Origin of the sequence: Peribacillus sp. YIM B13481 (assembly GCF_042787985.1) — a bacterium.
Classification (GTDB): domain Bacteria; phylum Bacillota; class Bacilli; order Bacillales; family DSM-1321; genus Peribacillus; species Peribacillus simplex_A.
Genome location: NZ_JBHZPE010000002.1, coordinates 42,363 through 63,505 on the forward strand (window position 1 = coordinate 42,363; position 21,143 = coordinate 63,505).

Sequence of the window (21,143 nt, forward strand, 5' to 3'; positions counted from 1 at the left end):
CCCTGAATGGCTTCCTTGATGGCCTCCCGTCATCCCTGAATGGCTTCCTTGATGACCTTCCATCATCCCTGGATGGCTTCCTTGATGGCCTCCCGTCATCCCTGAATGGCTTCCTTGATGACCTTCCATCATCCCTGGATGGCTTCCTTGATGACCTTCCATCATGCCTGAATGGCTTCCTTGATGACTTCCCATCATGCTTGGATGGCTTCCTTGATGACTTCCCATCATGCCTGAATGGCTTCCTTGATGACTTCCCATCATGCCTGAATGGCTTCCTTGATGACCTTCCATCATGCCTGAATGGCCTCCTTGATGACTTCCCATCATGCCTGAATGGCTTCCTTGATGACCTCCCGTCATGCCTGAGTGGCTTCCTTGATGACTTCCCATCATGCCTGAATGGCCTCCTTGATGACCTTCCATCATGCCTGAGTGGCCTCCTTGATGACCTTCCATCATCCCTGAATGGCTTCCTTGATGACCTTCCATCATCCCTGAATGGCCTCCTTGATGACCTCCCATCATGCCTGAGTGGCTTCCTTGATGACCTCCCATCATCCATGGTTGACCTCCACCTTGGCCACCTATCATCATGCCTGGATGGCTTCCACTTTGACCGCCCATCATCATTCCTGGATCACTTCCACTTTGACCGCCTATCACCATACTTGGATCGCCTCCACTTTGACCGCCCATCATCATACTTGGATCGCCTCCACTTTGACCGCCCATCATCATGCCTGGATCGCTACCACTTTGACCGCCATATTGTTGGACTTGAGCCGATTCTTCTGACTCTGCTTCATATTGATGCTGCATCTCTATTTTTTTGTTTCCTTGATACTGCCCTTTCACATCCGGCCCATAAGTTCCTAGTACCCCCTTATTACAGCCGCAATCTTCTTCACCGACTGTCTGGGTATACTGCTGAGGAAAGTTATGGTGATCATTTGAAGAAGACGATTCCACTGATGGCCCATACTCTTGTTGCATATATGAACCTGCTACTTGAGCTTGTTGATTCATCCCCCCATAAAAATGATGCGGAACCGGTGCTGAGGCTTGATATGGATAATGTTGCTGGCCTGCTGGATTCATACTTGCCCCTTGAACGAATCCTTGCCCCATCGTTTGCATGTCAGGAGATTCTCCCCAAACATCAGAACTTTCTTCCATCATTTGATAACCTTGTGGAGCCGCCTGGTACCCTTGAGCACCTTGATATGGGGCTTGCATCCCTTGCATCTGCATATACGCCCATGGAGGCGGCTGAATACAATAACCGCTTCCAGGCATGATTGGCGTTACTGGAATACAATCATCCACCGGCTCACAATATTCCTGTTCTGGCTGGACAGCAGGCTTTTTCTTCTTCTTTTTAGTGACTGCCTGCACTTCTTTTTTCTTTGGTAAAGGTGGTGGTGCAGGAGGCTTCTGTACACTCATATTGGTCATGTTGACCATATAATAATTATTGATATCGATTTCCGGAATCACTGGCATCGGTACTGGTACTTCTTTTGGAACGATTATTTGCTTTTCTTTAATGATTGGCTTTGGCTGAACGATCTGCTGCTCTTTCTTAGCTGGCTTATGAACGATCTGCTGCTCCTTCTTAGCTGGCTGTTGAAAGATTTTCTGCTCTTTTACTGGTTTTTGAACGATTGGTTGTTCTTTAACCGGCTGTTGAAATTTCGGCTGTTCTTTTACTGGATGTTTTTGCATAATTTGCTGCTCTTTCATAGGTGCAGGCTGTGCTTGATACGGTTGAATTTGGGATTCTTTCATTCCCTGTTGAATATTCACGTTTGGTTTAACCGTTTCTTTTATTACAGCTCCGGATGTCCCTGGTATTTTAATTTTCATTCCGGGCATCATCATGTCCGGGTTGCTCAATTGCGTGTTAACTTTTTTAAGTTCTTCAAAACTGACGCCATATTTTTTGGCGAGTTTCCAAAGCGTATCGCCTTTTTGGACTATATGAATTTTCACGCTGTTAACCCCTCCTGTGCATATGTCCATATATTCTATGATGCAGTGGGTGAATTGCTATTATTTTTATCATGAAAACTTATGCGTGAAAAAGGACTTTTATGATTGGAACCAATGATTTAGGAATATGAAAGGTACTTTTTTGAAGAAGAAAAAATCGATTTGGCATCTCGGAAAAAGGATATTCTTCTCTCTTAGGACCTGCCTTATTAACAGGATCGATAATTAGAAAGGAACCATTGCATTCATCCTAAAAAAAGGATTCGTCAGGAATCCATCATGAAAGAAACGCTTCCTTCAACCTGTCTAAACGAAAGGGAAACCCTGGTATAAGAAAGTAAATGACCTAAAGCTGTGGGTCCAGGTAACTTTTCTTACATTCTGGGAGGAATATTAGTGGAAGAAAGGACAGCTCGAACGTGGAGGACAAAAGGGGTAAAGGTATGGCCGGAATCGGTTTGGCAATCATCTTGTTCGTGATGCTCCTGGCGGTAATCCAAGCGAATTGCTAGGCAGCTTGAATTCCACAGATTTGGATATACTTCTATTTTAAAACCAAAAAGAATGCTGGCAAAAGGAGTTTTATCTAAATGGTAAAACAAATTTGACTGAGATGGAAGATGCGAGACTCCCGGGAAAAGTGCGTCCATGGAAGTCCCCACAGGCGCAAAGAGTGCCCAGGTCGGACCGTCCGCGGAAAGCGAGTGCCCTGCGTTCCAATCAACGTTCAAATTTAACAAACCCCAAAAAAAACTGTAGACACACTCAATTATTTATCGAGTTTGTCTACAGTCTGAGGGGGGGCTTCTGCCCTCCCTTTCTTATGTTATGAAAAGCCTTTTTCAATTTTATTATTGAAAGGATTAACTTAAACCCGTTCCAACATTCGGTTCAAAGCTAGTATGGCATTATCCGCAATGCCCTTCTCGACTTTTATCGGATTAATGATAATACCTTCTTCAATTGATTCAAGCGCCCAAAGCAAGTGAGGCAAATCAATCCGGTTCATCGTAAGGCATGGACACATATTCGGATTTAACGAGATGATGTTCTTGTCAGGGTTATTGGCGATAAGCCGTTTGACAAGGTTCATTTCCGTGCCGATTGCCCAAGAACTACCTGGTTCGGCCTTTTCTATCATATTAATGATGTACGATGTCGAACCCGCATAATCCGACAGGGCGACTACCTCACGGCGACATTCGGGATGAACGATGATATTCATTTCCGGCTGCTCCGCTCGAAGCGTTTCAATATTCGCCGTCGTGAAATTTTCATGGACCGAACAATGCCCTTTCCAAAGAAGTACCTTCAGATCTTCGAGTTCCCCTTCATAGATTAATTCGTCCTTATGAGGATCCCAGACAGCCATTTCATTTAATGGAATGCCAAGGTCAAAGGCTGTATTCCTCCCAAGATGCTGATCGGGAAGAAACAGGATCCGTTCTTTTTGCGAGAGGGCCCACGATACCATCCCTTGTGCATTTGAAGAAGTCACCGTCGCCCCGCCATTTTTCCCTACAAAAGCTTTGATGGCCGCAGTCGAATTAACATAAGTGAGCGGAAGGATCGTATCGCCAAATAATTCCTGAAGCTTTGTCCAGGCCCGTTCGGTTTGTTCAATATCCGCCATATCTGCCATTGAACAGCCTGCACGCATGTCAGGAAGGATGACCGTCTGCCCTTCTTCAGTCAAAATATCGGCAGTTTCAGCCATGAAATGTACGCCACAAAACACGATATAATCCGCTTCGCGATTTTCGGCGGAAAGCTGTGCCAACTGAAGTGAATCTCCCGTTACATCCGAAAATTGAATGACTTCCTCCCGTTGATAATGATGACCTGGGATATAAAGCCGCTTTCCCATTCGGTTCTTAATGTCATGGACCCGATTTTCCATATCTTCCATTGTCATCGTCTTATATTTTTCAGGCAATACATTCCCTGCCGTACTAGCCATCTCCAATATGTTCATTTCAATATCCCCTCACGTTCTTTGACCTTAGCGCTAATATCAAGTGCCCTGACACTGTGAGTCAGACTGCCCAATGAAATATAGTCAACCCCTGTTTCCCGATATGAGGCTAGATTGTCTAAATGAATACCTCCGGAAGCTTCAGTTATGATGCGGGCAGGAACCAATTTGATCAGTTGCTTAATTTCTTCGGGGCTCCGGTTATCGAACATGATGATATCAGCACCGGCTTCCACTGCTTCAAGCACCTGTTCGATTGATTCCGTTTCCACTTCCACTTTAGTGGTATGTCCCAGTTTGGATTTTACCGTTTGAACCGCCTTCGTTATGGACCCAGCGAAAGAAATATGATTATCCTTTATCATGACGGCATCAAACAGGCCATATCGGTGATTGAATGCCCCGCCTGAACGGACCGCATATTTTTCAAGCATCCGCAGGCCAGGTGTAGTTTTCCTCGTATCACAAGCCCTCGTCTTCGTCCCCGCTAATATCTTGGTAGCTTTATGAGCCTGTGTCGCAATGGCGGACATACGCTGTACTAAATTCAAAACCACCCGTTCCCCTTTTAAAAGAGAAGCCATATCGCCGGTCATTCTTGCAAGTTGATGTCCTGGTTCAAAAACTTCGCCATCATGAACAAAAAGGATAACCTCGATTTGCTCATCCAACAATGCAAATCCTGTCTTGATGACGTCACTTCCACTAAAAACTCCGCCTTCTTTTGCAATGAATGTCAAAGTCCCTTGTTCACCTTGATCAAAAATCGTATCACTCGTTACGTCGCATTCACCTATATCTTCCATTAAAAATTGTTGCAGCATCTGCTTAAGCTTCAATATATTCATATAGTCGCCTCCCTTTTACCCGGTTTTTCACATCTGTGCAAGCAAGGATAACCGAATTTTCAAGCCATTGGGAGTCATCTTCGCTTGGATAGTCACTGCGGAAATGACCGCCCCTGCTTTCCGTTCTGGTCAATGCGGATTCGGCAATCAGCCATGCCACGATTGTGGCATTGATATTCGTTATCTCTTTTATCGATAATCCCGTTACTTCCATATGCAGCAATTTTTCGATATTGAATGTCTCAAGATAATCCTTCAGTCGAGTTAAACCTGCTTCATTTCGAACGATTCCTGCTTCGTTCATTAATTTTCCCTGCAATGTCGCGAGATCAGGTAAAATGGTAAAATGGCAGGAACCTTTGGACTGCTCTTTTTCTTCCGGTATCGACCTTGCTGGCATGTTAGCTAGCAATTGACCAAGCGCATTTCCAAAAACCAGCCCTTCGAGTAGGGAGTTGCTGGCCAATCGGTTCGCCCCATGTACACCAGTGCATGCCACTTCACCAACTGCATACAAAGAAGGGACAGAGGTTCTCCCCCATTCGTCGACTTCAATCCCCCCCATCAGGAAATGGTTTCCAGGCGCTACAGGGATTTTCCCGAATTTAAGGTCCAGCCCGCTTTTTTCACATAATGAGCTCACTGTCGGAAAACGCTTCTTAAAATCCTTAATCATTGAAATATCCAAAAATACCTTTTCTCCGCGCTGTAAATAAGAAAAAATCGTCTGTGCCACAATATGCCTTGGAGCCAGATCTTTCATGGCATGGACATCCTCCATGATCGGTCTTCCCATTTCAGTCACTAACCTTGCACCATCCCCGCGGACCGCTTCTGAAACCAGCCCTTCCGCTTTACCATTTATAAAAAGCAGGGTCGGATGAAACTGTATGAATTCCATGTCACGAACTTTTGCACCGGCCTTGAATGCAAGTGCGATTCCATCTCCTGAAACCGTTTGTGAATTTGAAGTGAAATGGTATAGGGAACCACAGCCGCCAGTTGCCAACACTGTTCGTTCCGCGTGGTACGTTACAAGTTTCCCAGCCTTATCAAGAGTTTTGACGCCTATGCAAGAATCATCTTTTCCGATAATCAACTCCACTGCTGCCGCATTCTCGACCACAGTAATCAAAGAGTTTTTCAAACACCCTATTAGATGTTCCATGATGTACTTTCCTGTAGAATCCCCATGACTATGAAGGATTCTCCTTTCACTGTGGGCACCCTCCATGCCAAGCATGAGGGTACCATCATGATCATGGTCAAATTGCATGCCGGAACGAATAAGTTCAGCTATCACCGAAGGGGCCTCTTCGACGAGTATTTCCACTGCCTTTTCCTTGTTATAACGCTGACCAGCCTCCAGCGTATCTTTTTTATGATAGGATACTCTGTCACGATCAGATATTGCAGCTGCAATCCCGCCCTGTGCTAAATAGGAATTACTATGGCGGATCTTTGATTTTGTGATGAGTATCACATGCTTATGTTTACTTGCTTCCAATGCCGTTTTCAAGGCAGCAATCCCGCTACCTATAACGATGATTCCCGCTTTTACCATTATTTCATTCCTCCTGTTTATGACAGGTGTCTTGACAACTATATTTACATATTATTAAACTATTATCAAGAGTTTTTTAAGATTACAAGATAGAGGTGATTTCTTGATTTATTTGGATTATGCAGCCACAACGCCGATTGATGATGAGGCACTCGACGTATTCAGCCAAGCATCCCGGAAGTTTTTCGGGAATGCGAGCAGTTTGCATGATATTGGCTCTGAAGCGGCACGTTTATTGGATATGTCACGGCAGCAACTAGCAGAAATGCTGAACATAAAAAAGGAAGGAATCATCTTTACGAGCGGCGGGTCAGAAAGCAACATGCTTGCCATTGATACATTCATCGCATCAAAACCATCCTGGCAGAACCACTTGATTGTAAGCCGAACTGAACATGCATCAATTGCCAATTTTGTCGCAAAGCTTGAACATGAAGGCTTCGAGGTTACGTATTTACGGCATTTGGAAGATGGCCGAGTTGATATTGAACATCTACAGGAATGTTTGTCGGAGAAAACTTGCTTGGTCATCGTCCAACATGTGAATTCAGAAATCGGGGTCATTCAACCCATTGAGCAAATAAGTAAAATCGTTCGAAGACACCATGCTTTCTTGCATGTGGATTGTGTCCAATCATTTGCTAAATTGCCGCTTGGGAAGTTATCTGCCTTATGTGATGGATTATCAGTTTCCAGTCATAAAGTTTATGGTCCAAAAGGGACTGGAGCCGTCATTTTCCCGGCCATCCATCGGTTGAAGGCTTCAGTACCTAATATCACTCATGAATATGGTTTCCGGCCAGGGACAGTGGACGTCCCCGGTATAGCTTCCTTCGTAACGGCTGCAAAGAAATTAGGGGATATCATGGAAGATGAACGGAAACGGATTTCCATGCTTAGGGTGCAATTGATCGAGCGGCTTACGGAAAAGAAAGTCGATTTTCAAATCATCGATGCGAAGGACAAGCAATTGCCCCACATTCTGGCACTGACCTTTGCTGGATTCCAAGGACAATACATCATGCTGGAATTAAACCAGAAGGGATTTGCTGTATCGACGGGAAGCGCCTGTCAAATCGGTAAACAGGATCCTTCAAAAACAATGATGGCTATTGGGAAAAGCGAAGATGAAGCACATCAATTCGTCCGTTTTTCATTTGGTAAAAATACAACGGCCGACGACATTCACAAGTTGGCAGACTGTCTCGAAGGAATAGCTTCCATTCGATAAACCCCTCCATTCTATGGTAGAATGTTTGTTAATAAAGAGGTGAATGATTATGGAAAGAAAGAAATTACTCGGGGAAGAAAGACGGACGAAACTCTTACATTTATTGCAAACAAGCGATCAGCCAGTAACAGGCAGCGAGCTTTCGCAAATCACGAATGTAAGCCGGCAGGTTATCGTTGGTGACATAACGCTCCTGAAAGCACGGAATGAACCTATCATTGCCACGAGCCAGGGCTATATGTACTTACAAACGGGGAGCACCCAAAAGCCGGAAAGGATAATTGCTTGCCAGCATGATCCTTCACGGGCCCAAGAAGAGTTATTTTTACTCGTGGATATCGGCATCACGGTGAAAGATGTCAAAATCGAGCACCCCGTATACGGCGACCTGACCGCTTCCATCATGGTCAGCAGCCGTAAAGAAGTCCAGCAATTCCTCTCTAAGGTGACGGCAACGAACGCATCTTTTTTATCGGAACTAACGAGCGGCATCCATCTCCATACACTGAGTGCATCATCACAAGAACTACTTGATGAAGCGGAAGGTGCATTGAGGGATGCCGGCATTTTGGTCGATTGAAAAAATGAAAATCCTCAAAAGCCACATCTTTTGAGGATTTTTTATTGGCTCCGCACTCTCCATCCTAGATTCTCAATTGCCCTAAAAGACTAATGATGGAGCCTACCGCCTGTACCCAGCCTCCTATCCCTTGTATTAATTCACCATTCGATGGCTTCTCTTCCAAATGGGATATTGATATTTCTGCATTTTCAGATGCGCTGAAGTTCATTACCAATCAAATCTAAGTTTTTTGCGAAATTCTTCGTCCAAGGTAATGAATGGTGGACCTTAACAGTAGAAATGACGGTTCCAATCGCTTGAGTCCAAGAACCGAACGTTTCTTCGAATTGCCTATCCATCTCTGCTTACCATCATCCTATCATGCATGTTTGGATATTTTACCAGTATTAAAAATAGGTGCATCCACTGAGGATTAGTCACAAGTTATGTAATCATGTTCCATACAGGTAATCCTCAAATTCCTCTAAAGAATCATCTCCAAAGTGAAAAATAATGAATTCCTTCATCGCTCTCCATTATATATATATTCTATAAAATGACAGGCAGCCATTTTAAGAACTTATACACAAGAAAAAGCCCCGGAAATAATCCCGGGGCACCTTTCTTGTATAAAGCACAGCTGAGGGTTGTACCATTTATCACTTAGGAAATCGATGATGCAAACTTCCAGCCTTGTGTACCCAGGAAAAATCGTTTACCGTCGCTTTAAGCGTTCAATTTTCCTGGGAAATCATCGTTGCGGTACACCATTTTGGACTCTAAAGCATGAATAGCTTCCCATGATCGAAACCGTACATCCAAGGGCCTCGAGCTCAGAGATCGCTCCTGGAATGAGAACATCGTCAAGGGCCATTTCAATGTCGATGATGAAAAAGTAATTGCCTAATCCTGTTTTCATGGGTCTTGATTCAATCTTGGAAAGATTAAGCTTCCTCCAGGAAAAAGCGGATAGGACTTGGTGAAGCTGCCCTGAGTGGTCGGCAGGCAGCTGAATCATCAGGGTCGTTTTCTTGTTCCCTTCAACGGTCAAATGCCCTTCATAGTCGACTTCACTGTTGGATACAACAATAAACTTGGTGTGATTATGTTCGTAATCGTGAATGTTTTCTTCCACAATCGTCAAACCATACTCCGCTGCAGCCATATCATTTGCAATCGCAGCAATATTGATATCGGGATTCTCCATCACCATTTTTGCAGCGGCTGCAGTGGATGTGACATACTCATATGGAATGCCCCTTAGTTCTTTATGGAGGAATTTGCGGCATTGAGCGATGGCATGGGAATGCGAATAAACCATGTCCGGTTTGAAACCAGGATATGCATGATCCGGATGCACCATATAATGCTGTTGAATTGGGATCGTCACTTCCCCTTTCATCGGTAATGTGACTTCATGGACTAAGTAATCCATCGTAATATTTACCGATCCCTCCAAAGCATTCTCGATCGGTACGAGCGCGTGATTCACTTCCCCGTCCCGGACAGCATCAAGGCAGTCTGGAATCGTGTTCATCGGCATTTTTATATCATTAGGAAATAGTCGCGAAACAGCTAAATCCGTGAACGTTGCTTTTGGTCCAAGAAATGCAATTTTTGATGTCATATTATAAACTCCTTTTCACGGAAAATCTATTGTTTATGTTATGCCATTTTCTGATTTTTTACAATAGTTAATCGATAAATCATCCTCTTACAAATAAAAACAGCCTGTACATTTGAAATGTACAGGCTGTTTTCATGCGCCGTTCCCAATAATTTCGACTTTTTCGACGAACTCCATTTTACGCAATTTAGTAAGCAGTTCATCAATATCCATAGTCATCCCACCCGTGTTCAGAGATAGGGTAACATTGGCACGACCCTGCAAAGGAATCGTTTGGTGGATAGTCATGATGTTGCAACCGGATGAGGCGACGAGCCGTAAGAGCTCCGATAGAGTACCAGAACGATCCTCGAGGTAGAAGAACAGTGTAATCAGCTTTTCTTTAACAACAGTATGAAACGGAAATACCGTGTCACGGTATTTGTAAAAAGCACTCCTGCTTAGGTCCACTCGCTGTACCGCTTCCCAAACTGATTCTGCTTTTCCCCGTTCAATCATTTCTTTTGCATCCAGCGTTTTTTTCATCGCTTCGGGAAGGACATCCTCCCGAACGAGGAAAAATTTCTGATCGGCCTTATTCAAACTCCGCACGCCTCCTTTTGCCTGCCATCATGGTCTTCAATCAATCAACAAATTCAAATTCATATTCAAGGATACGGACGATATCGCCATTTGTTGCACCTTTTTGACGAAGGCCTTCGTCGACTCCGAATGAACGAAGCTGTCTAGCGAAACGACGTATGGACTCATCACGGGTAAAGTCAGTCATTTTGAATAGACGTTCGATCTTGAATCCTGATACGGCAAAGCTGCCATCGGATTCGCGTTCAATGTTAAATTCATCCGACTGTGAAGTATGTTTATAAAGAACCCGGTGGATTCCAGTATTCTCTTCTTCATGATCAAGAGGGAACTCAGGCGTTTCTTCGATTTTATCAGCAATTGCATAAAGAAGCTCACGGATTCCTTCACGCGTTACGGCAGAAATCGGGAAAACAGGATAGTCTTCTTCCAGCTTTTCTTTGAATGCTGCTAAATTATCTGCTGAGTCCGGCATATCCATTTTACTTGCTACAATGATTTGCGGACGTTCAGTCAAGCGCAGGTTATACTCTTCCAACTCTTTATTGATTGTTTGGTAGTCTTCATATGGATCCCTGCCTTCAAGACCCGACATATCGATTACATGAACGATTACTCTCGTTCTTTCAATATGGCGCAGGAATTGATGTCCAAGGCCCACTCCTTCTGAAGCGCCTTCGATCAAACCCGGTAAATCGGCCATTACGAAGCTGCGGTGATCTTCCGTTTCCACCATTCCGAGGTTAGGAACGATCGTTGTGAAATGATATTCGGCAATTTTAGGTCTTGCTGCGGATACGACAGAAAGCAAAGTGGATTTCCCTACACTTGGGAAACCAACCAAACCGACATCAGCCAACAGTTTCAATTCCATGATTATATCGCGCTCTTGGCCCGGTTCACCGTTCTCCGCGATTTCAGGTGCAGGATTGGCAGGTGTAGCAAAACGGGAATTTCCCCGGCCTCCACGGCCACCCTTTGCGATAATGGCGCGCTGCCCGTGCTCAACTAAATCAGCAATGACTTCCTTCGTTTTTTCATCAATGACAACCGTGCCTGGTGGAACTTTGATGACCATATCCTTTGCGGCCGCACCATGCATGTTTTTGGACATGCCATGTTCCCCGCGGGGTGCCTTAAAGTGACGTTGATAACGGAAATCCATTAACGTACGCAAGCCCTCTTCCACTTCAAAAACGACATTTGCCCCATTACCGCCATCTCCGCCGGCAGGTCCGCCTTTTGGTATGAATTTCTCACGACGATAAGCAACTATTCCGTTACCACCGTCTCCGCCTTTTATATAGACTTTCGTTTGATCGACAAACATGCTATCACTTCCTTGTTTTCTGCAAGTCATTTCTTGCTGTATACTTCTCTAAAAGTTAATATCCATCTTAAAAAATATTTCATCCTCATTACATTCGAGAATTTCAATTGATTGCTCGGCCGTTAATGAACTTTCCAAAAACTCCCTCACTGCGGATTGATCAATGAACCTGCCTTGCATTTGAAATGCACAGCGCATATCGCTCACTTCTTTTTCTTTTTTACTCATAGAAACAGCTAGTATATTTTCAAAAAACGGGTCCAGATTCTTATCCAGAATTTTAAAGAAATCGTTCGTCCAGCGATACATCAGCTCGTCCATTTCAGCAGAGCCTTCAAAAATATCAATGATTTCATATTCGCAATAAAATGATCCATTATTCCAATTCGACGTCAACAACATCTCGGTGAACTTAGGTAAATTCAAACTGGAGAGGCGTGCTTCATTCTGGGTTTCAACAATGATTTCATCAATGATGCCCTTGACACGATCAATTCTGTTCAGCTCCAGATTCCCTTTGATGATTTGAATTTTATTCAGCCAGTCATGCCTGGTTTGACGAAGAGTTTCAATAGTCGTCCAATTTTTTTCCATTATAAACACCTTCAATTATGATAAAGAAACTTTTTTCAGCTCTATCATGTTGAATACTTCCATTTGTACAGTATATCAAAAAAACGACAAACAGGAAATGAAGCTCGATTCACATGCCTTCACATGAAAGCCCCCGTCCAAAAAATACAGCCGCACACCCTGAGTTCTTTGGACGATGGTAGAGCCGTTTGAACTAAAAAAGAGAATGGGCCTTATTTATGCACCAATTGGAGATATTATAGTTGAATTGGACTGTCTATTCGGTTTAATCAAATGGGAAGGATGAGTGACCTTGGATTTTCCCCCCTGAAAGTTTAAGAAAGCCCGCCGATTGGCGAGCCTTTTGTAAGTCAGAGGTTGTTTTCCTTATACTAATGACTAAAGTCTCCTGCAAAATGCTGGTTATTAATCGTTCCTATAGTATAAATAAAGGGCCAGACCCCTTCTTCACTATATAGCATACCATTATTAAAAATGACGCGGTATATAGTGTCTCGTAGAAGGAATCAGACCCTTTTGAGTCAGCCTCTGTTCAAAGATGCCAATTATGCTTCTTGTGCAACTGGATATACGCTTACTTTTTTACGGTCACGTCCGAAACGTTCGAATTTAACAACACCGTCTACTTTAGCGAATAGAGTATCGTCTCCACCACGGCCTACGTTCTCACCAGGATAGATTTTTGTTCCGCGTTGACGGTAAAGGATAGAACCACCAGATACGAATTGACCATCTGCACGCTTAGCGCCAAGACGCTTAGATTGAGAGTCACGTCCGTTCTTTGTAGAACCTACTCCTTTTTTCGAAGCGAAGAACTGAAGATTTAATCTTAACATTTGTTCCACCTCCTATTGGTTGAGGATAATTTTCATGTATTTACCATAATCACGTTCGATGGTTTGCAGCGATATGAGCATACTGTTCAAAAGCAGCTGAACCTTCTCTTCCGATTCCGGCGAAAGATTCCCCGGAATGACGCAGCGAAGATAGCCGCCTTCCCTACCTTGCTCAATCTCAGGCTCTACGTCCGTTAAGGACATGATCGCATTGACTGCCCCAAAGGAAACAGCCGATACACCTGCACAAACGATATCAGAACCTTTTTTAGCAAAATTAGCATGTCCGCTTAAGGTGAACGAAGTAATCCGTTCCTGCGGAGCATCAAAGACAACTTTAATCATCTAGAATCAGCCCTTACGCGTTGATTGCTTCGATAACAACTTTTGTGTATGGTTGACGATGACCTTGTTTTTTACGATTGTTTTTCTTCGCTTTGTATTTGAAAACAGTGATTTTCTTTTGCTTACCTTGTTTTTCGACAGTACCTGTTACAGTAGCGCCTTCAACTAGTGGAGCACCGACTTTCACGTCTTCGCCACCTACGAATAAAACTTTGTCAAATGTAACAGTTTCGCCTGCTTCTGCGTTTAATTTTTCAATGTAAACCGCTTCGCCAGCTGCTACTTTAATTTGTTTACCGCCAGTTTCGATAATTGCGTACATACTTGCACCTCCTTAAATGTCTCAGACTCGCCAATCACAGGCGTTTTACCAGAAAGGCAAAAGCTTAGGACCTGTTGTTGAGCGGTTGTAGCACGGGTGCTACAAACATAACATTAAAATCCTAACATGAAACCGGAATGGCTGTCAATATATTTGTGAGATTTACCCTTTCTTCATTCGAAAGCCCGCCCGATTTCCTGTATACTCCCGAAGCGCTTGATGGAATAGGCATTCCTGGGACCTGGGATAAAAGATAGGAATAACTTTTTAGCGATCAATTCCTCCAGTGTCTGCCGGTATGATTCCTTTTCACCAAGCAGCACGTCCGCCACCGTTTTACTGACCTCCACCCAAACCGCTTCATCATCCGTCTTCCGATGTTCAAGCAATTCACGTTCCAAGCGGAAGGCCACCGTTTCCGGGCTCTCGATTTTACCGATACCACTGCACACGGGGCAAGGCACCGTCATCATTTCAGTTAAAGATGGGGATGTTCGCTTTCTCGTCATTTGTAAAATGCCCAGTTCCGTAAAACCGATGACCTGGACCCGCTTCTCATCCCTCGCCGCTTCCTTTTTGACGATGTCGATGATTTCTTGCGCATGTCGTGATTGGTCCATATTGATGAAATCTATCAAAATGATTCCGCTGATATTCCTCAATCTCAGTTGACGGGCGACCTCTTTCGCCGCAGCCTGATTCACCGCAAACAATGTTGCTTCCTTCGCCACCTTACCGGTGAACTTACCTGAATTGACATCGATTACGGTGAAAGCTTCCGTTTCTTCAAAAATTAAATATCCGCCATTATCAAGCCAGACGATTTTCTTGGCCATTTTCTCGACTTGCGCTTCCACATTCCATTCAGAAAAAATATTCTTGCCAGATACATGGGATATTTCCCACTCCTTACGGTTTTCCTGTACCCATTTTTTCAATTCCTGATAGGCCTCGAAATCATCGATGGCAAGTTCTCCGGCAGCCGTTCCCGACATTTCAGAAATGATCATATCAAGGTATGTGTCCCTCTCATATAGAAGGGACGGGGCCTTGAGGGACGCAGCTTTAATTTCAAGTCCTTTATAGAGCTCCCGCAATATAGTTAACCTATCCAGGAAGACCGTTTCACTTTCGTTCTCCATCGAGGTGCGGACAATCAATCCCTCATCTGGCTTTTTATATTGTAAGGCCGTTTCCCGCCACTGCTTATGCAAATCATCATTTTTGAATTTCTTTGAAACGCCAGCATAATCTATTCCATGTATGTATACGAGGGAATCCGTTGAAAACTCGATCAGCCCTGTCAATTTAGCACCTTTCGTACCCGTTTCATCCCGGGCCACCTGAACTAGCAGCTTTTCTCCTTGACGGACATATTGACCGATTGATGCTTTCCCATCGCTTTTTTTTGTCAGCTGGTAAGAGGGAATCTCGTCACGGTGTAAAAAGCCATTCTTCTCTGCACCGTAATCAATGAAGACGGCATCCATACCCGGTAACACCTTCGTCACTTTCCCAAGATAAATATTACCGACCGTACTGCGCTTTTGAGGCGGCATGATTTCAAGTTTACGTAAAACACCATTCTCAAGTACGGCCACTCTTTTTTCGCGTGAAGCTAGGTTCGCGATCATCTTTTTCATCAAAAAAATCCTCTCCTCAATTTGAAGAAAGGATAACATATTTAATAAGAATATAATAGGTCGCCGATTTTCCCGTTTGTCATTTTCTCGGAAAAATAGGCATGAAGGATTTCCGTTTCATCCAACGAACCGCTTTCTTTCCCGTTTTTCATGATGATGACGGGGTGTTTACATCCGCGTTGGAACAGTTCCAGCACTTTATAAATCGGTTCTTGTGAATCCACCGAAATCGGCTTCAGTTTCGCCAAATCATTCGTATGCCCGTAATGGCGCTGCAAAAGAAAGCGGATAAACGCATAATACCGCTGCCGCCATTCCATGACGAGCGACAGACTTATGAAAAAGATGATGAGCCAGATGTTCAAATTGAGCGGATCAAGAATGAGCCAGGTCAAAAAAGCCAGGACAGCGAATGCTGCAGAAAAATGAAGTGTATGTTTCTGCGCTTCAAGAAAGGTACAGTATAGGGAAACACCGATGAAGAGCAGCCGTCCCCCGTCCAATGGCCAGATTGGCAGCAAATTAAAAACCAGCAGCATAAGATTCATATACAAAAAGGGCTGATACAGTTCATAGGAAATAATAGAAAAGAAATAGAGCAAAAAGGCTGCACCAATGAGCCAAACATGTTGAAGCGGACCGGCGAGCACCACCGCCAAATCCTCCTTCAAACTCTTATTTCCATACTCCTCAGTCTCGACAGCCCCACCAAAAGGAAGCAGCTGGATTGACTTTATCCGCCATTTGAAGTGCTGGGCACAGACGGCATGCCCCATCTCATGAATGAAGACAATGAGCAGCAGCATCATCACTTCAACGAAATGAGCAGTGAGGATGGCGATGCCAATGACAAACCACAATGTCGGATGCACCCTGATTTTAAACAGTAATTTCCCATATTCACTCAAATCGAATCACCTTTTTAGGATTGACGAAAGCGTCATTTTCTTTTATCGCTAAATAAAACCTGCCCTTGGATCCATCTTCACTTACTGTAACCTGTCCGACTTCATTGCCCTTTTTAACGAACTCGTACAACTTCACATCAATACCTTCCAGTTGCCCATACCAAGATTCACTTTTATTGGCATGCTGAATGACGACCGTCTTTCCAATCCCCTCCTTTTCACCGGCAAAAATGACTACCCCTTCATTAACGGCCTCAACCTTTGAGCCTTTGCTCGTTTCCAATATGATTCCCTCACCGTTCGTCTCGAAGGTTTGGGTAATCTTCGCAGAAGCTGGCATTGCATATTCTTCATTCGAATCAACAGTTTCCTTACCTGCTTCATTCGGTAAAAAAGCAATTGGTTTACCAAACGCACTTTCGTACCAATTGGAGATTGAAGCGAACTGAAATTCCTTGCTCATGTTCTCCGTGACAAAACTTCTGGCAGGGTCAAGCCGCACAGAAGGGTGTTTGAACATCACCGCGATAATCAGGAACAGGCATACACTGGCAAGGACTTTAAAGAAAAAATATTCTTTCTTGAAGAGCGGATGATCTTTCTCGGAATACCCGTTAAATGAATCAACCCCATATGGTTCCTCATTATTGATCTCCGTCCAACTACTGCTTCCTGCCGGTTTATCATTAAACTTACGTCTCTTGGCGATACGATTGCGGATATCTTTCCTCCGATCATCCATTCCAGATTCTCCCCCCTGTTCATGTCAAAGCGCTATATTACAACGTATGAGCAACTTGTCCTGACTATGACGGAGAAAAGTTTTTCTTTCCGGACATGCCCAGGATTTATAAAGCGAAAAAAAATTTTTGAAGGAAAAATCCACCGGAAACTAATGAATTCCTCAGGCAATTTGGGCATCGATTCAGATAATCGAATAATTGAGGAAAAAATCCAATTGATATTGTTCCCATTAATTTGTTATAATAAAGTGGTTTTAACATTATTGAGGGGGAACGTTTTTTTATGTCAATCGAAATAGGCAGCAAAGTACAAGGTAAAGTAACAGGTATCACTAATTTTGGAGCATTCGTAGAATTACCAGGAGGCTCAACAGGTCTTGTGCATATCAGTGAGGTAGCAGATAGCTATGTAAAAGACGTAAATGACCATCTTAAAGTAGGCGACCAAATTGAAGTAAAAGTGATTAGTGAGAAAGACGGAAAAACTGCCTTGTCCATCAAAAAGGCTATAGATAAACCCGAAGGGCAAACCTCTTCTTATACCAAACGCCCACCACGCCAAGGGGATAGCCGTTCTAAAGATTTTCGTTCAAAAGGTAATTTCCAACCAAAGGAAAATTTCGAAGATAAAATGGTTCGCTTTTTAAAGACTAGTGAAGAAAATTTATCGACTCTTAAACGCAGCACCGAATCAAAACGCGGCGGCAGAGGCGGAAGACGCGGATAACCCGCACATTCCAGCATATAGATAAGGCAAGCCAGGATATGGCTTGCCTTTTTTATTTATTATGATGGGAATACCCAATAGTTCCATGCAGCAAAAGAAGCGAATGCATAAAATGCTCCCGCTTCTTAATATGGAATATAGAATTTACCGCACGCTAAAGAATTTTTTCAATTTGGACATGAAGCCTTTCGGTTCTGCGCCAATTGGAGTCAAGGGTACAGATTCGCCAAGGATCCTTCTGGCAATGTTCCGATAGGCAAGTGAGACTCTATTGTCCGGGTTATAGGCAATGGGTTCCTTTTTATTCGCTGCCACAATGACTTGGTCATCATCAGGAATGACGCCGATCAAATCAATTTTAAGAAAATCGGCAACTCCATCGATATCCATTTCTTCATCCTCATGAAGTAAATGGCCGCGTATCCGGTTGATGATCAATTGAGGCGGTTCAATATGCTCTTCTTTTTCAAGCAGGCCAATAATACGGTCTGCATCCCTGACAGCCGGTCTCTCTGCAGTCGTAACGATGATCGCCTTGTCCGCCCCAGCGATGGCATTCCTGAAGCCCTGTTCAATGCCTGCAGGGCAATCAATGATGACATAATCATAATCAGGCTTCATATCGCTTATGAGTTTCCTCATCTGCTCTTCATTCACCGCTGATTTATCACTATTTTGTGGAGCTGGAAGCAAATACAGCAGATCCTCGAAATGTTTATCTTTAATAAGCGCTTGGTGTACCTTACAGCGCCCCTCTACAACATCGACCAAATCATAGATGATGCGATTTTCCAATCCCATGATCACATCCAGGTTCCGAAGACCAATATCCGTATCAATCAAGCAAACCTTTTTGCCTAGAAGAGCTAAAGATGTTCCTAAATTGGCGGAGGTGGTCGTTTTCCCGACACCACCCTTACCGGATGTTATAACTATTGCCTCTCCCACGATTAGAGACCCCCTTCTAATCTATTTAAATTAGGTCTATATTTCTTTAAAACTTGCAGTTTTTCTATAATGATATTTTCTTCTTCATCCATGAAGGCACATTCCAAGTCATGTCCCCATTTCGTATATTGGTCAGGAGATAAATTCACTTGTCCAGCAATGCGCAGCTGGGCAGGCTTCATGACAGAGGCAGCTATTATGGCCTCATTATTCCCTTTATATCCGGCATGGGCTATTCCCTTTAGCTGACCCATGATATATATGTTGCCGCCCGCACGAACCGTTCCGTCGGGGTTGACATCGCCAATTAGAAGTAAATCACCAGGGACTTCAAAAACCTGTCCCGACCTGATCACCTTGGTCACGGTCGTCACTTGGTTTTCATCTTTCCAGCGTCTCGCTTCTTCCTTCGTCAGGACATTCGAAATCATCTCATCAACGAAAAGCTTCTTCTTTTTATGGATGACCTCTTTAATCTTTTCTTCTTGTTTTTCATCAAGATAGCGGTTCCCTGTATGTACTTTTACGGAAATGGACGGGTCATTTTCTTGAAACTGATAGTTTGCCGAAAGCTTCACTTCTAACTCTTTCAATAACTCGGAAAATGAGCAAGAATCATCGAGATGAAGCATAAACCCGTCTTTTGTTCCCTTAATCATGACATTTTGCTGAATTCTTTTATTCATGACGTTAGTTTCACCTCAATGAAATATAATTCGACATAGGAAAACAAATTTCCTTTTTCTACGTACACGGAAAAGAGAAAATACATTCTCGACCTGCTTTGTAAGACACAGGAACGTTAATCCGTTTCTCCTTGCAAATCAAGCTTTTCAAACATTCTTTTTAAAGGATAGCAGCTGATAATAATGAATGCGAGGTTCAATAATAATGTCGGCAGCAATCTGCGTTCCGCAAATTCACCGAATCCCATATCTGCAAAAGAAAGGATGACATTCATCTGAAAGATGACAACCTCTAACACTGCCGTGAACAAAAGCGCCGTCAGGCAGGAAACCAATAAACTATTTTGCAGGATTTTCATGCATTTCGATATCAGATATGCAAGAAAAGGCAGCAGGAACATGTAAATCCCCAGGATTTCCGTATACACGACATCATAAGTCAACCCAAGAATCGCTCCATAAAGCATACCCATTTTCCTGGATCCGTACATGGTCAGGAAAAAGACGAAAATCATCATGAAATGGGGAACGAGGATTTTATCGGACCCGAATGCATCACCAGCGAATATCTGGGCGAAGATGCTTTCAAAAACGAAAAAAACCAAGGCTATAAAAGAAAGGATGAAATATCTCACTTAGCTTCATCCTCCCCATCACTTTCTTTCAGTACACCGCCCACTTCACGCTGAACGACCATTACATTATTAATATCATAAAAATCCGTCGAAGGTTCAATATATGCGGTTTGGTTCAATCCATATTGATCCACTTTGACATCGACAACTTTCCCGATCAGCAAACCTTTCGGAAAGATCCCTCCATAACCTGAAGTGATGACCAATGAATTTTTCTTGATTTTTTTATCATAAGGTATCCGTTTCATCAGTAAAAGGTTCTTCTTATCATCGAAGCCTTCAATCAAGCCATATGCTTTATCATCACCTTGAACGATGGCAGAGACACGGTTGGCTTTATCTATCGAACTTAAGAGTTGAACCGAAGCCGTGAAATCCGTCGCTGTTTTCACCTTACCGACTAACCCTTTGGAGGTGATGACAGCCATATTTTTTTCTACCCCATTACGCTTCCCTTTATTAATCGTCAGCATTTCATGCCAGCGGTCAGGATTACGTCCAATGACCGTCGCCTGAGTGGGTGAATACTTCCGCAGGTCATCTTCTTTTTTGAGGTTATCGCGAAGGTCTTCATTTTCTTGTTTTAAATCTTGGACTTGGGTTTTCAATAATACATATTCATCCAAGCGGGCTTTCAATTTTTTGTTTTCATCGTATGTATTTTGAAGGTCTTTTAAGCCCCCTACAAAACCTGTTATACCCGATACTGGCTTATTAAACACATTTCCGACCCAGCCTGTCGTATCTTTCAGGAATTGCTCCGGCCATGTCAACTCTTCTCTCTCTCTTAATGAAAAACCGATCAATGCCACGAGAACGATAATACTAACGAGCAAGAGAAGGAGCTTTTTATTAAAAAACTGTGGCATGATAATTGCACCTCTATATCTAAAATATATAAAATCTAAAATCATCTAAAATTTACACAATCGTCTTGTTCATACAGACCAAAAAAACAGCTATAAATGATTATAATTAAACAGATAAACATAAGAAAAACCGGCTCAAAATTGCACCTTTTGTTGAGCCGGCCCTATTTGAG

At 43.3% G+C, this 21,143-nt stretch carries 22 protein-coding genes, 1 pseudogene and 1 other annotated feature; of the genes and pseudogenes, 3 read left to right on the plus strand and 20 right to left on the minus strand.

Going from position 1 to position 21,143, the window contains the following annotated elements; all coding sequences use genetic code 11:
* Window positions 1-1,847: 1,847 nt before the first annotated feature.
* The 5 genes and pseudogenes from safA to nadB form a co-directional block, all read right to left on the minus strand.
* Window positions 1,848-1,995 (minus strand): annotated as a pseudogene (safA, locus tag ACFX4X_RS25515) (SafA/ExsA family spore coat assembly protein); the annotation flags it as partial.
* A gap of 374 nt (window positions 1,996-2,369) precedes the next feature.
* The gene (locus ACFX4X_RS01695) at window positions 2,370-2,726 is read right to left on the minus strand and encodes a hypothetical protein (RefSeq protein ID WP_377381126.1); all 357 of its coding nucleotides are present in this window, start codon (window positions 2,724-2,726) and stop codon (window positions 2,370-2,372) included.
* Window positions 2,727-2,863: 137 nt separating this feature from the next.
* Window positions 2,864-3,970, minus strand: coding sequence for a quinolinate synthase NadA (gene nadA / locus ACFX4X_RS01700; RefSeq protein ID WP_125160049.1), 1,107 nt, complete (start codon window positions 3,968-3,970; stop codon window positions 2,864-2,866).
* Window positions 3,967-4,818: a carboxylating nicotinate-nucleotide diphosphorylase gene (gene nadC / locus ACFX4X_RS01705; protein WP_377381129.1), complete on the minus strand. Its 852-nt coding sequence runs from the start codon at window positions 4,816-4,818 to the stop codon at window positions 3,967-3,969. The genes nadA and nadC overlap by 4 nt, the downstream gene beginning before the upstream one ends.
* Window positions 4,799-6,382 (minus strand): L-aspartate oxidase, encoded by a 1,584-nt coding sequence (gene nadB, locus ACFX4X_RS01710; protein ID WP_377381132.1) that lies wholly within the window; start codon window positions 6,380-6,382, stop codon window positions 4,799-4,801. Before nadB ends, nadC begins: the two co-directional genes overlap by 20 nt.
* 103 nt (window positions 6,383-6,485) lie before the next feature.
* Here nadB and ACFX4X_RS01715 point away from each other — a divergent pair, with 103 nt between their 5' ends.
* Window positions 6,486-7,613, plus strand: coding sequence for an IscS subfamily cysteine desulfurase (locus ACFX4X_RS01715; RefSeq protein WP_284470108.1), 1,128 nt, complete (start codon window positions 6,486-6,488; stop codon window positions 7,611-7,613).
* Between the two features lie 46 nt (window positions 7,614-7,659).
* Entirely contained in the window at window positions 7,660-8,193 is a 534-nt protein-coding gene (locus tag ACFX4X_RS01720) for a transcription repressor NadR (protein ID WP_377381396.1), read from the plus strand.
* Window positions 8,194-8,384: 191 nt separating this feature from the next.
* On the opposite strand, the gene ACFX4X_RS01725 is transcribed toward ACFX4X_RS01720, so the two are convergent.
* From ACFX4X_RS01725 to ACFX4X_RS01775, 11 genes are all read right to left on the minus strand, one after another.
* On the minus strand, window positions 8,385-8,534 hold the full coding sequence (locus ACFX4X_RS01725; protein WP_284470107.1) for a DUF6944 family repetitive protein: 150 nt from the start codon (window positions 8,532-8,534) through the stop codon (window positions 8,385-8,387).
* A gap of 392 nt (window positions 8,535-8,926) precedes the next feature.
* Window positions 8,927-9,802 carry a prephenate dehydratase gene (pheA, locus tag ACFX4X_RS01730; RefSeq protein ID WP_089361654.1) on the minus strand — a complete coding sequence of 292 codons (876 nt, stop codon included), beginning with the start codon at window positions 9,800-9,802 and terminating at the stop codon, window positions 8,927-8,929.
* Between the two features lie 132 nt (window positions 9,803-9,934).
* A complete protein-coding gene (locus ACFX4X_RS01735; protein ID WP_061464241.1) occupies window positions 9,935-10,384 on the minus strand; it encodes an ACT domain-containing protein in 450 nt (149 codons plus the stop codon).
* Between the two features lie 40 nt (window positions 10,385-10,424).
* A complete protein-coding gene (gene obgE, locus ACFX4X_RS01740; RefSeq protein WP_061464242.1) occupies window positions 10,425-11,714 on the minus strand; it encodes a GTPase ObgE in 1,290 nt (429 codons plus the stop codon).
* 48 nt (window positions 11,715-11,762) lie between these two features.
* On the minus strand, window positions 11,763-12,308 hold the full coding sequence (locus ACFX4X_RS01745) for a Spo0B C-terminal domain-containing protein (protein ID WP_377381136.1): 546 nt from the start codon (window positions 12,306-12,308) through the stop codon (window positions 11,763-11,765).
* A 545-nt stretch (window positions 12,309-12,853) separates the two neighbouring features.
* Entirely contained in the window at window positions 12,854-13,144 is a 291-nt protein-coding gene (rpmA, locus tag ACFX4X_RS01750; RefSeq protein WP_230154959.1) for a 50S ribosomal protein L27, read from the minus strand.
* Between the two features lie 12 nt (window positions 13,145-13,156).
* The gene (locus ACFX4X_RS01755; protein WP_061464244.1) at window positions 13,157-13,489 is read right to left on the minus strand and encodes a ribosomal-processing cysteine protease Prp; all 333 of its coding nucleotides are present in this window, start codon (window positions 13,487-13,489) and stop codon (window positions 13,157-13,159) included.
* Between the two features lie 13 nt (window positions 13,490-13,502).
* Window positions 13,503-13,811 (minus strand): 50S ribosomal protein L21, encoded by a 309-nt coding sequence (rplU, locus tag ACFX4X_RS01760; RefSeq protein WP_034308849.1) that lies wholly within the window; start codon window positions 13,809-13,811, stop codon window positions 13,503-13,505.
* 13 nt (window positions 13,812-13,824) lie between these two features.
* Window positions 13,825-13,908, minus strand: a sequence feature (ribosomal protein L21 leader region).
* Between the two features lie 76 nt (window positions 13,909-13,984).
* Window positions 13,985-15,454 carry an Rne/Rng family ribonuclease gene (locus ACFX4X_RS01765; RefSeq protein ID WP_377381139.1) on the minus strand — a complete coding sequence of 490 codons (1,470 nt, stop codon included), beginning with the start codon at window positions 15,452-15,454 and terminating at the stop codon, window positions 13,985-13,987.
* Window positions 15,455-15,495: 41 nt separating this feature from the next.
* Window positions 15,496-16,362 (minus strand): M50 family metallopeptidase, encoded by an 867-nt coding sequence (locus ACFX4X_RS01770; protein WP_061464246.1) that lies wholly within the window; start codon window positions 16,360-16,362, stop codon window positions 15,496-15,498.
* Window positions 16,355-17,104, minus strand: coding sequence for a M23 family metallopeptidase (locus tag ACFX4X_RS01775; RefSeq protein ID WP_089361657.1), 750 nt, complete (start codon window positions 17,102-17,104; stop codon window positions 16,355-16,357). Before ACFX4X_RS01775 ends, ACFX4X_RS01770 begins: the two co-directional genes overlap by 8 nt.
* A 284-nt stretch (window positions 17,105-17,388) precedes the next feature.
* On the opposite strand from ACFX4X_RS01775, the gene ACFX4X_RS01780 reads away from it, so the two are divergent.
* Window positions 17,389-17,832: a S1 domain-containing RNA-binding protein gene (locus ACFX4X_RS01780; RefSeq protein ID WP_053347157.1), complete on the plus strand. Its 444-nt coding sequence runs from the start codon at window positions 17,389-17,391 to the stop codon at window positions 17,830-17,832.
* A gap of 144 nt (window positions 17,833-17,976) precedes the next feature.
* Here ACFX4X_RS01780 and minD read toward each other — a convergent pair whose 3' ends face one another.
* The 4 genes from minD to mreC form a co-directional block, all read right to left on the minus strand.
* Window positions 17,977-18,780 (minus strand): septum site-determining protein MinD, encoded by an 804-nt coding sequence (minD, locus tag ACFX4X_RS01785; protein ID WP_317776867.1) that lies wholly within the window; start codon window positions 18,778-18,780, stop codon window positions 17,977-17,979.
* A gap of 2 nt (window positions 18,781-18,782) precedes the next feature.
* Window positions 18,783-19,466 (minus strand): septum site-determining protein MinC, encoded by a 684-nt coding sequence (minC, locus tag ACFX4X_RS01790; protein ID WP_089361660.1) that lies wholly within the window; start codon window positions 19,464-19,466, stop codon window positions 18,783-18,785.
* A gap of 116 nt (window positions 19,467-19,582) precedes the next feature.
* Window positions 19,583-20,101 (minus strand): rod shape-determining protein MreD, encoded by a 519-nt coding sequence (mreD, locus tag ACFX4X_RS01795; protein WP_284470102.1) that lies wholly within the window; start codon window positions 20,099-20,101, stop codon window positions 19,583-19,585.
* Window positions 20,098-20,970 (minus strand): rod shape-determining protein MreC, encoded by an 873-nt coding sequence (gene mreC, locus ACFX4X_RS01800; protein WP_284470101.1) that lies wholly within the window; start codon window positions 20,968-20,970, stop codon window positions 20,098-20,100. Before mreC ends, mreD begins: the two co-directional genes overlap by 4 nt.
* Between the last annotated feature and the right edge of the window lie 173 nt (window positions 20,971-21,143).

Excerpts from the sequence above, each read along its gene's own strand:
- ACFX4X_RS01755 (WP_061464244.1), bottom strand. The coding sequence starts at position 13,489 with ATGATTAAAGTTGTCTTTGATGCTCCGCAGGAACGGATTACTTCGTTC.
- ACFX4X_RS01765 (WP_377381139.1), bottom strand. The coding sequence starts at position 15,454 with ATGAAAAAGATGATCGCGAACCTAGCTTCACGCGAAAAAAGAGTGGCC.
- rpmA (WP_230154959.1), bottom strand. The coding sequence starts at position 13,144 with ATGTTAAGATTAAATCTTCAGTTCTTCGCTTCGAAAAAAGGAGTAGGT.
- nadA (WP_125160049.1), bottom strand. The coding sequence starts at position 3,970 with ATGAACATATTGGAGATGGCTAGTACGGCAGGGAATGTATTGCCTGAA.
- ACFX4X_RS01745 (WP_377381136.1), bottom strand. The coding sequence starts at position 12,308 with ATGGAAAAAAATTGGACGACTATTGAAACTCTTCGTCAAACCAGGCAT.
- ACFX4X_RS01775 (WP_089361657.1), bottom strand. The coding sequence starts at position 17,104 with ATGGATGATCGGAGGAAAGATATCCGCAATCGTATCGCCAAGAGACGT.
- minC (WP_089361660.1), bottom strand. The coding sequence starts at position 19,466 with ATGAATAAAAGAATTCAGCAAAATGTCATGATTAAGGGAACAAAAGAC.
- rplU (WP_034308849.1), bottom strand. The coding sequence starts at position 13,811 with ATGTACGCAATTATCGAAACTGGCGGTAAACAAATTAAAGTAGCAGCT.
- ACFX4X_RS01780 (WP_053347157.1), top strand. The coding sequence starts at position 17,389 with ATGTCAATCGAAATAGGCAGCAAAGTACAAGGTAAAGTAACAGGTATC.
- pheA (WP_089361654.1), bottom strand. The coding sequence starts at position 9,802 with ATGACATCAAAAATTGCATTTCTTGGACCAAAAGCAACGTTCACGGAT.
- ACFX4X_RS01725 (WP_284470107.1), bottom strand. The coding sequence starts at position 8,534 with ATGGATAGGCAATTCGAAGAAACGTTCGGTTCTTGGACTCAAGCGATT.
- mreC (WP_284470101.1), bottom strand. The coding sequence starts at position 20,970 with ATGCCACAGTTTTTTAATAAAAAGCTCCTTCTCTTGCTCGTTAGTATT.
- nadC (WP_377381129.1), bottom strand. The coding sequence starts at position 4,818 with ATGAATATATTGAAGCTTAAGCAGATGCTGCAACAATTTTTAATGGAA.
- nadB (WP_377381132.1), bottom strand. The coding sequence starts at position 6,382 with ATGGTAAAAGCGGGAATCATCGTTATAGGTAGCGGGATTGCTGCCTTG.
- obgE (WP_061464242.1), bottom strand. The coding sequence starts at position 11,714 with ATGTTTGTCGATCAAACGAAAGTCTATATAAAAGGCGGAGACGGTGGT.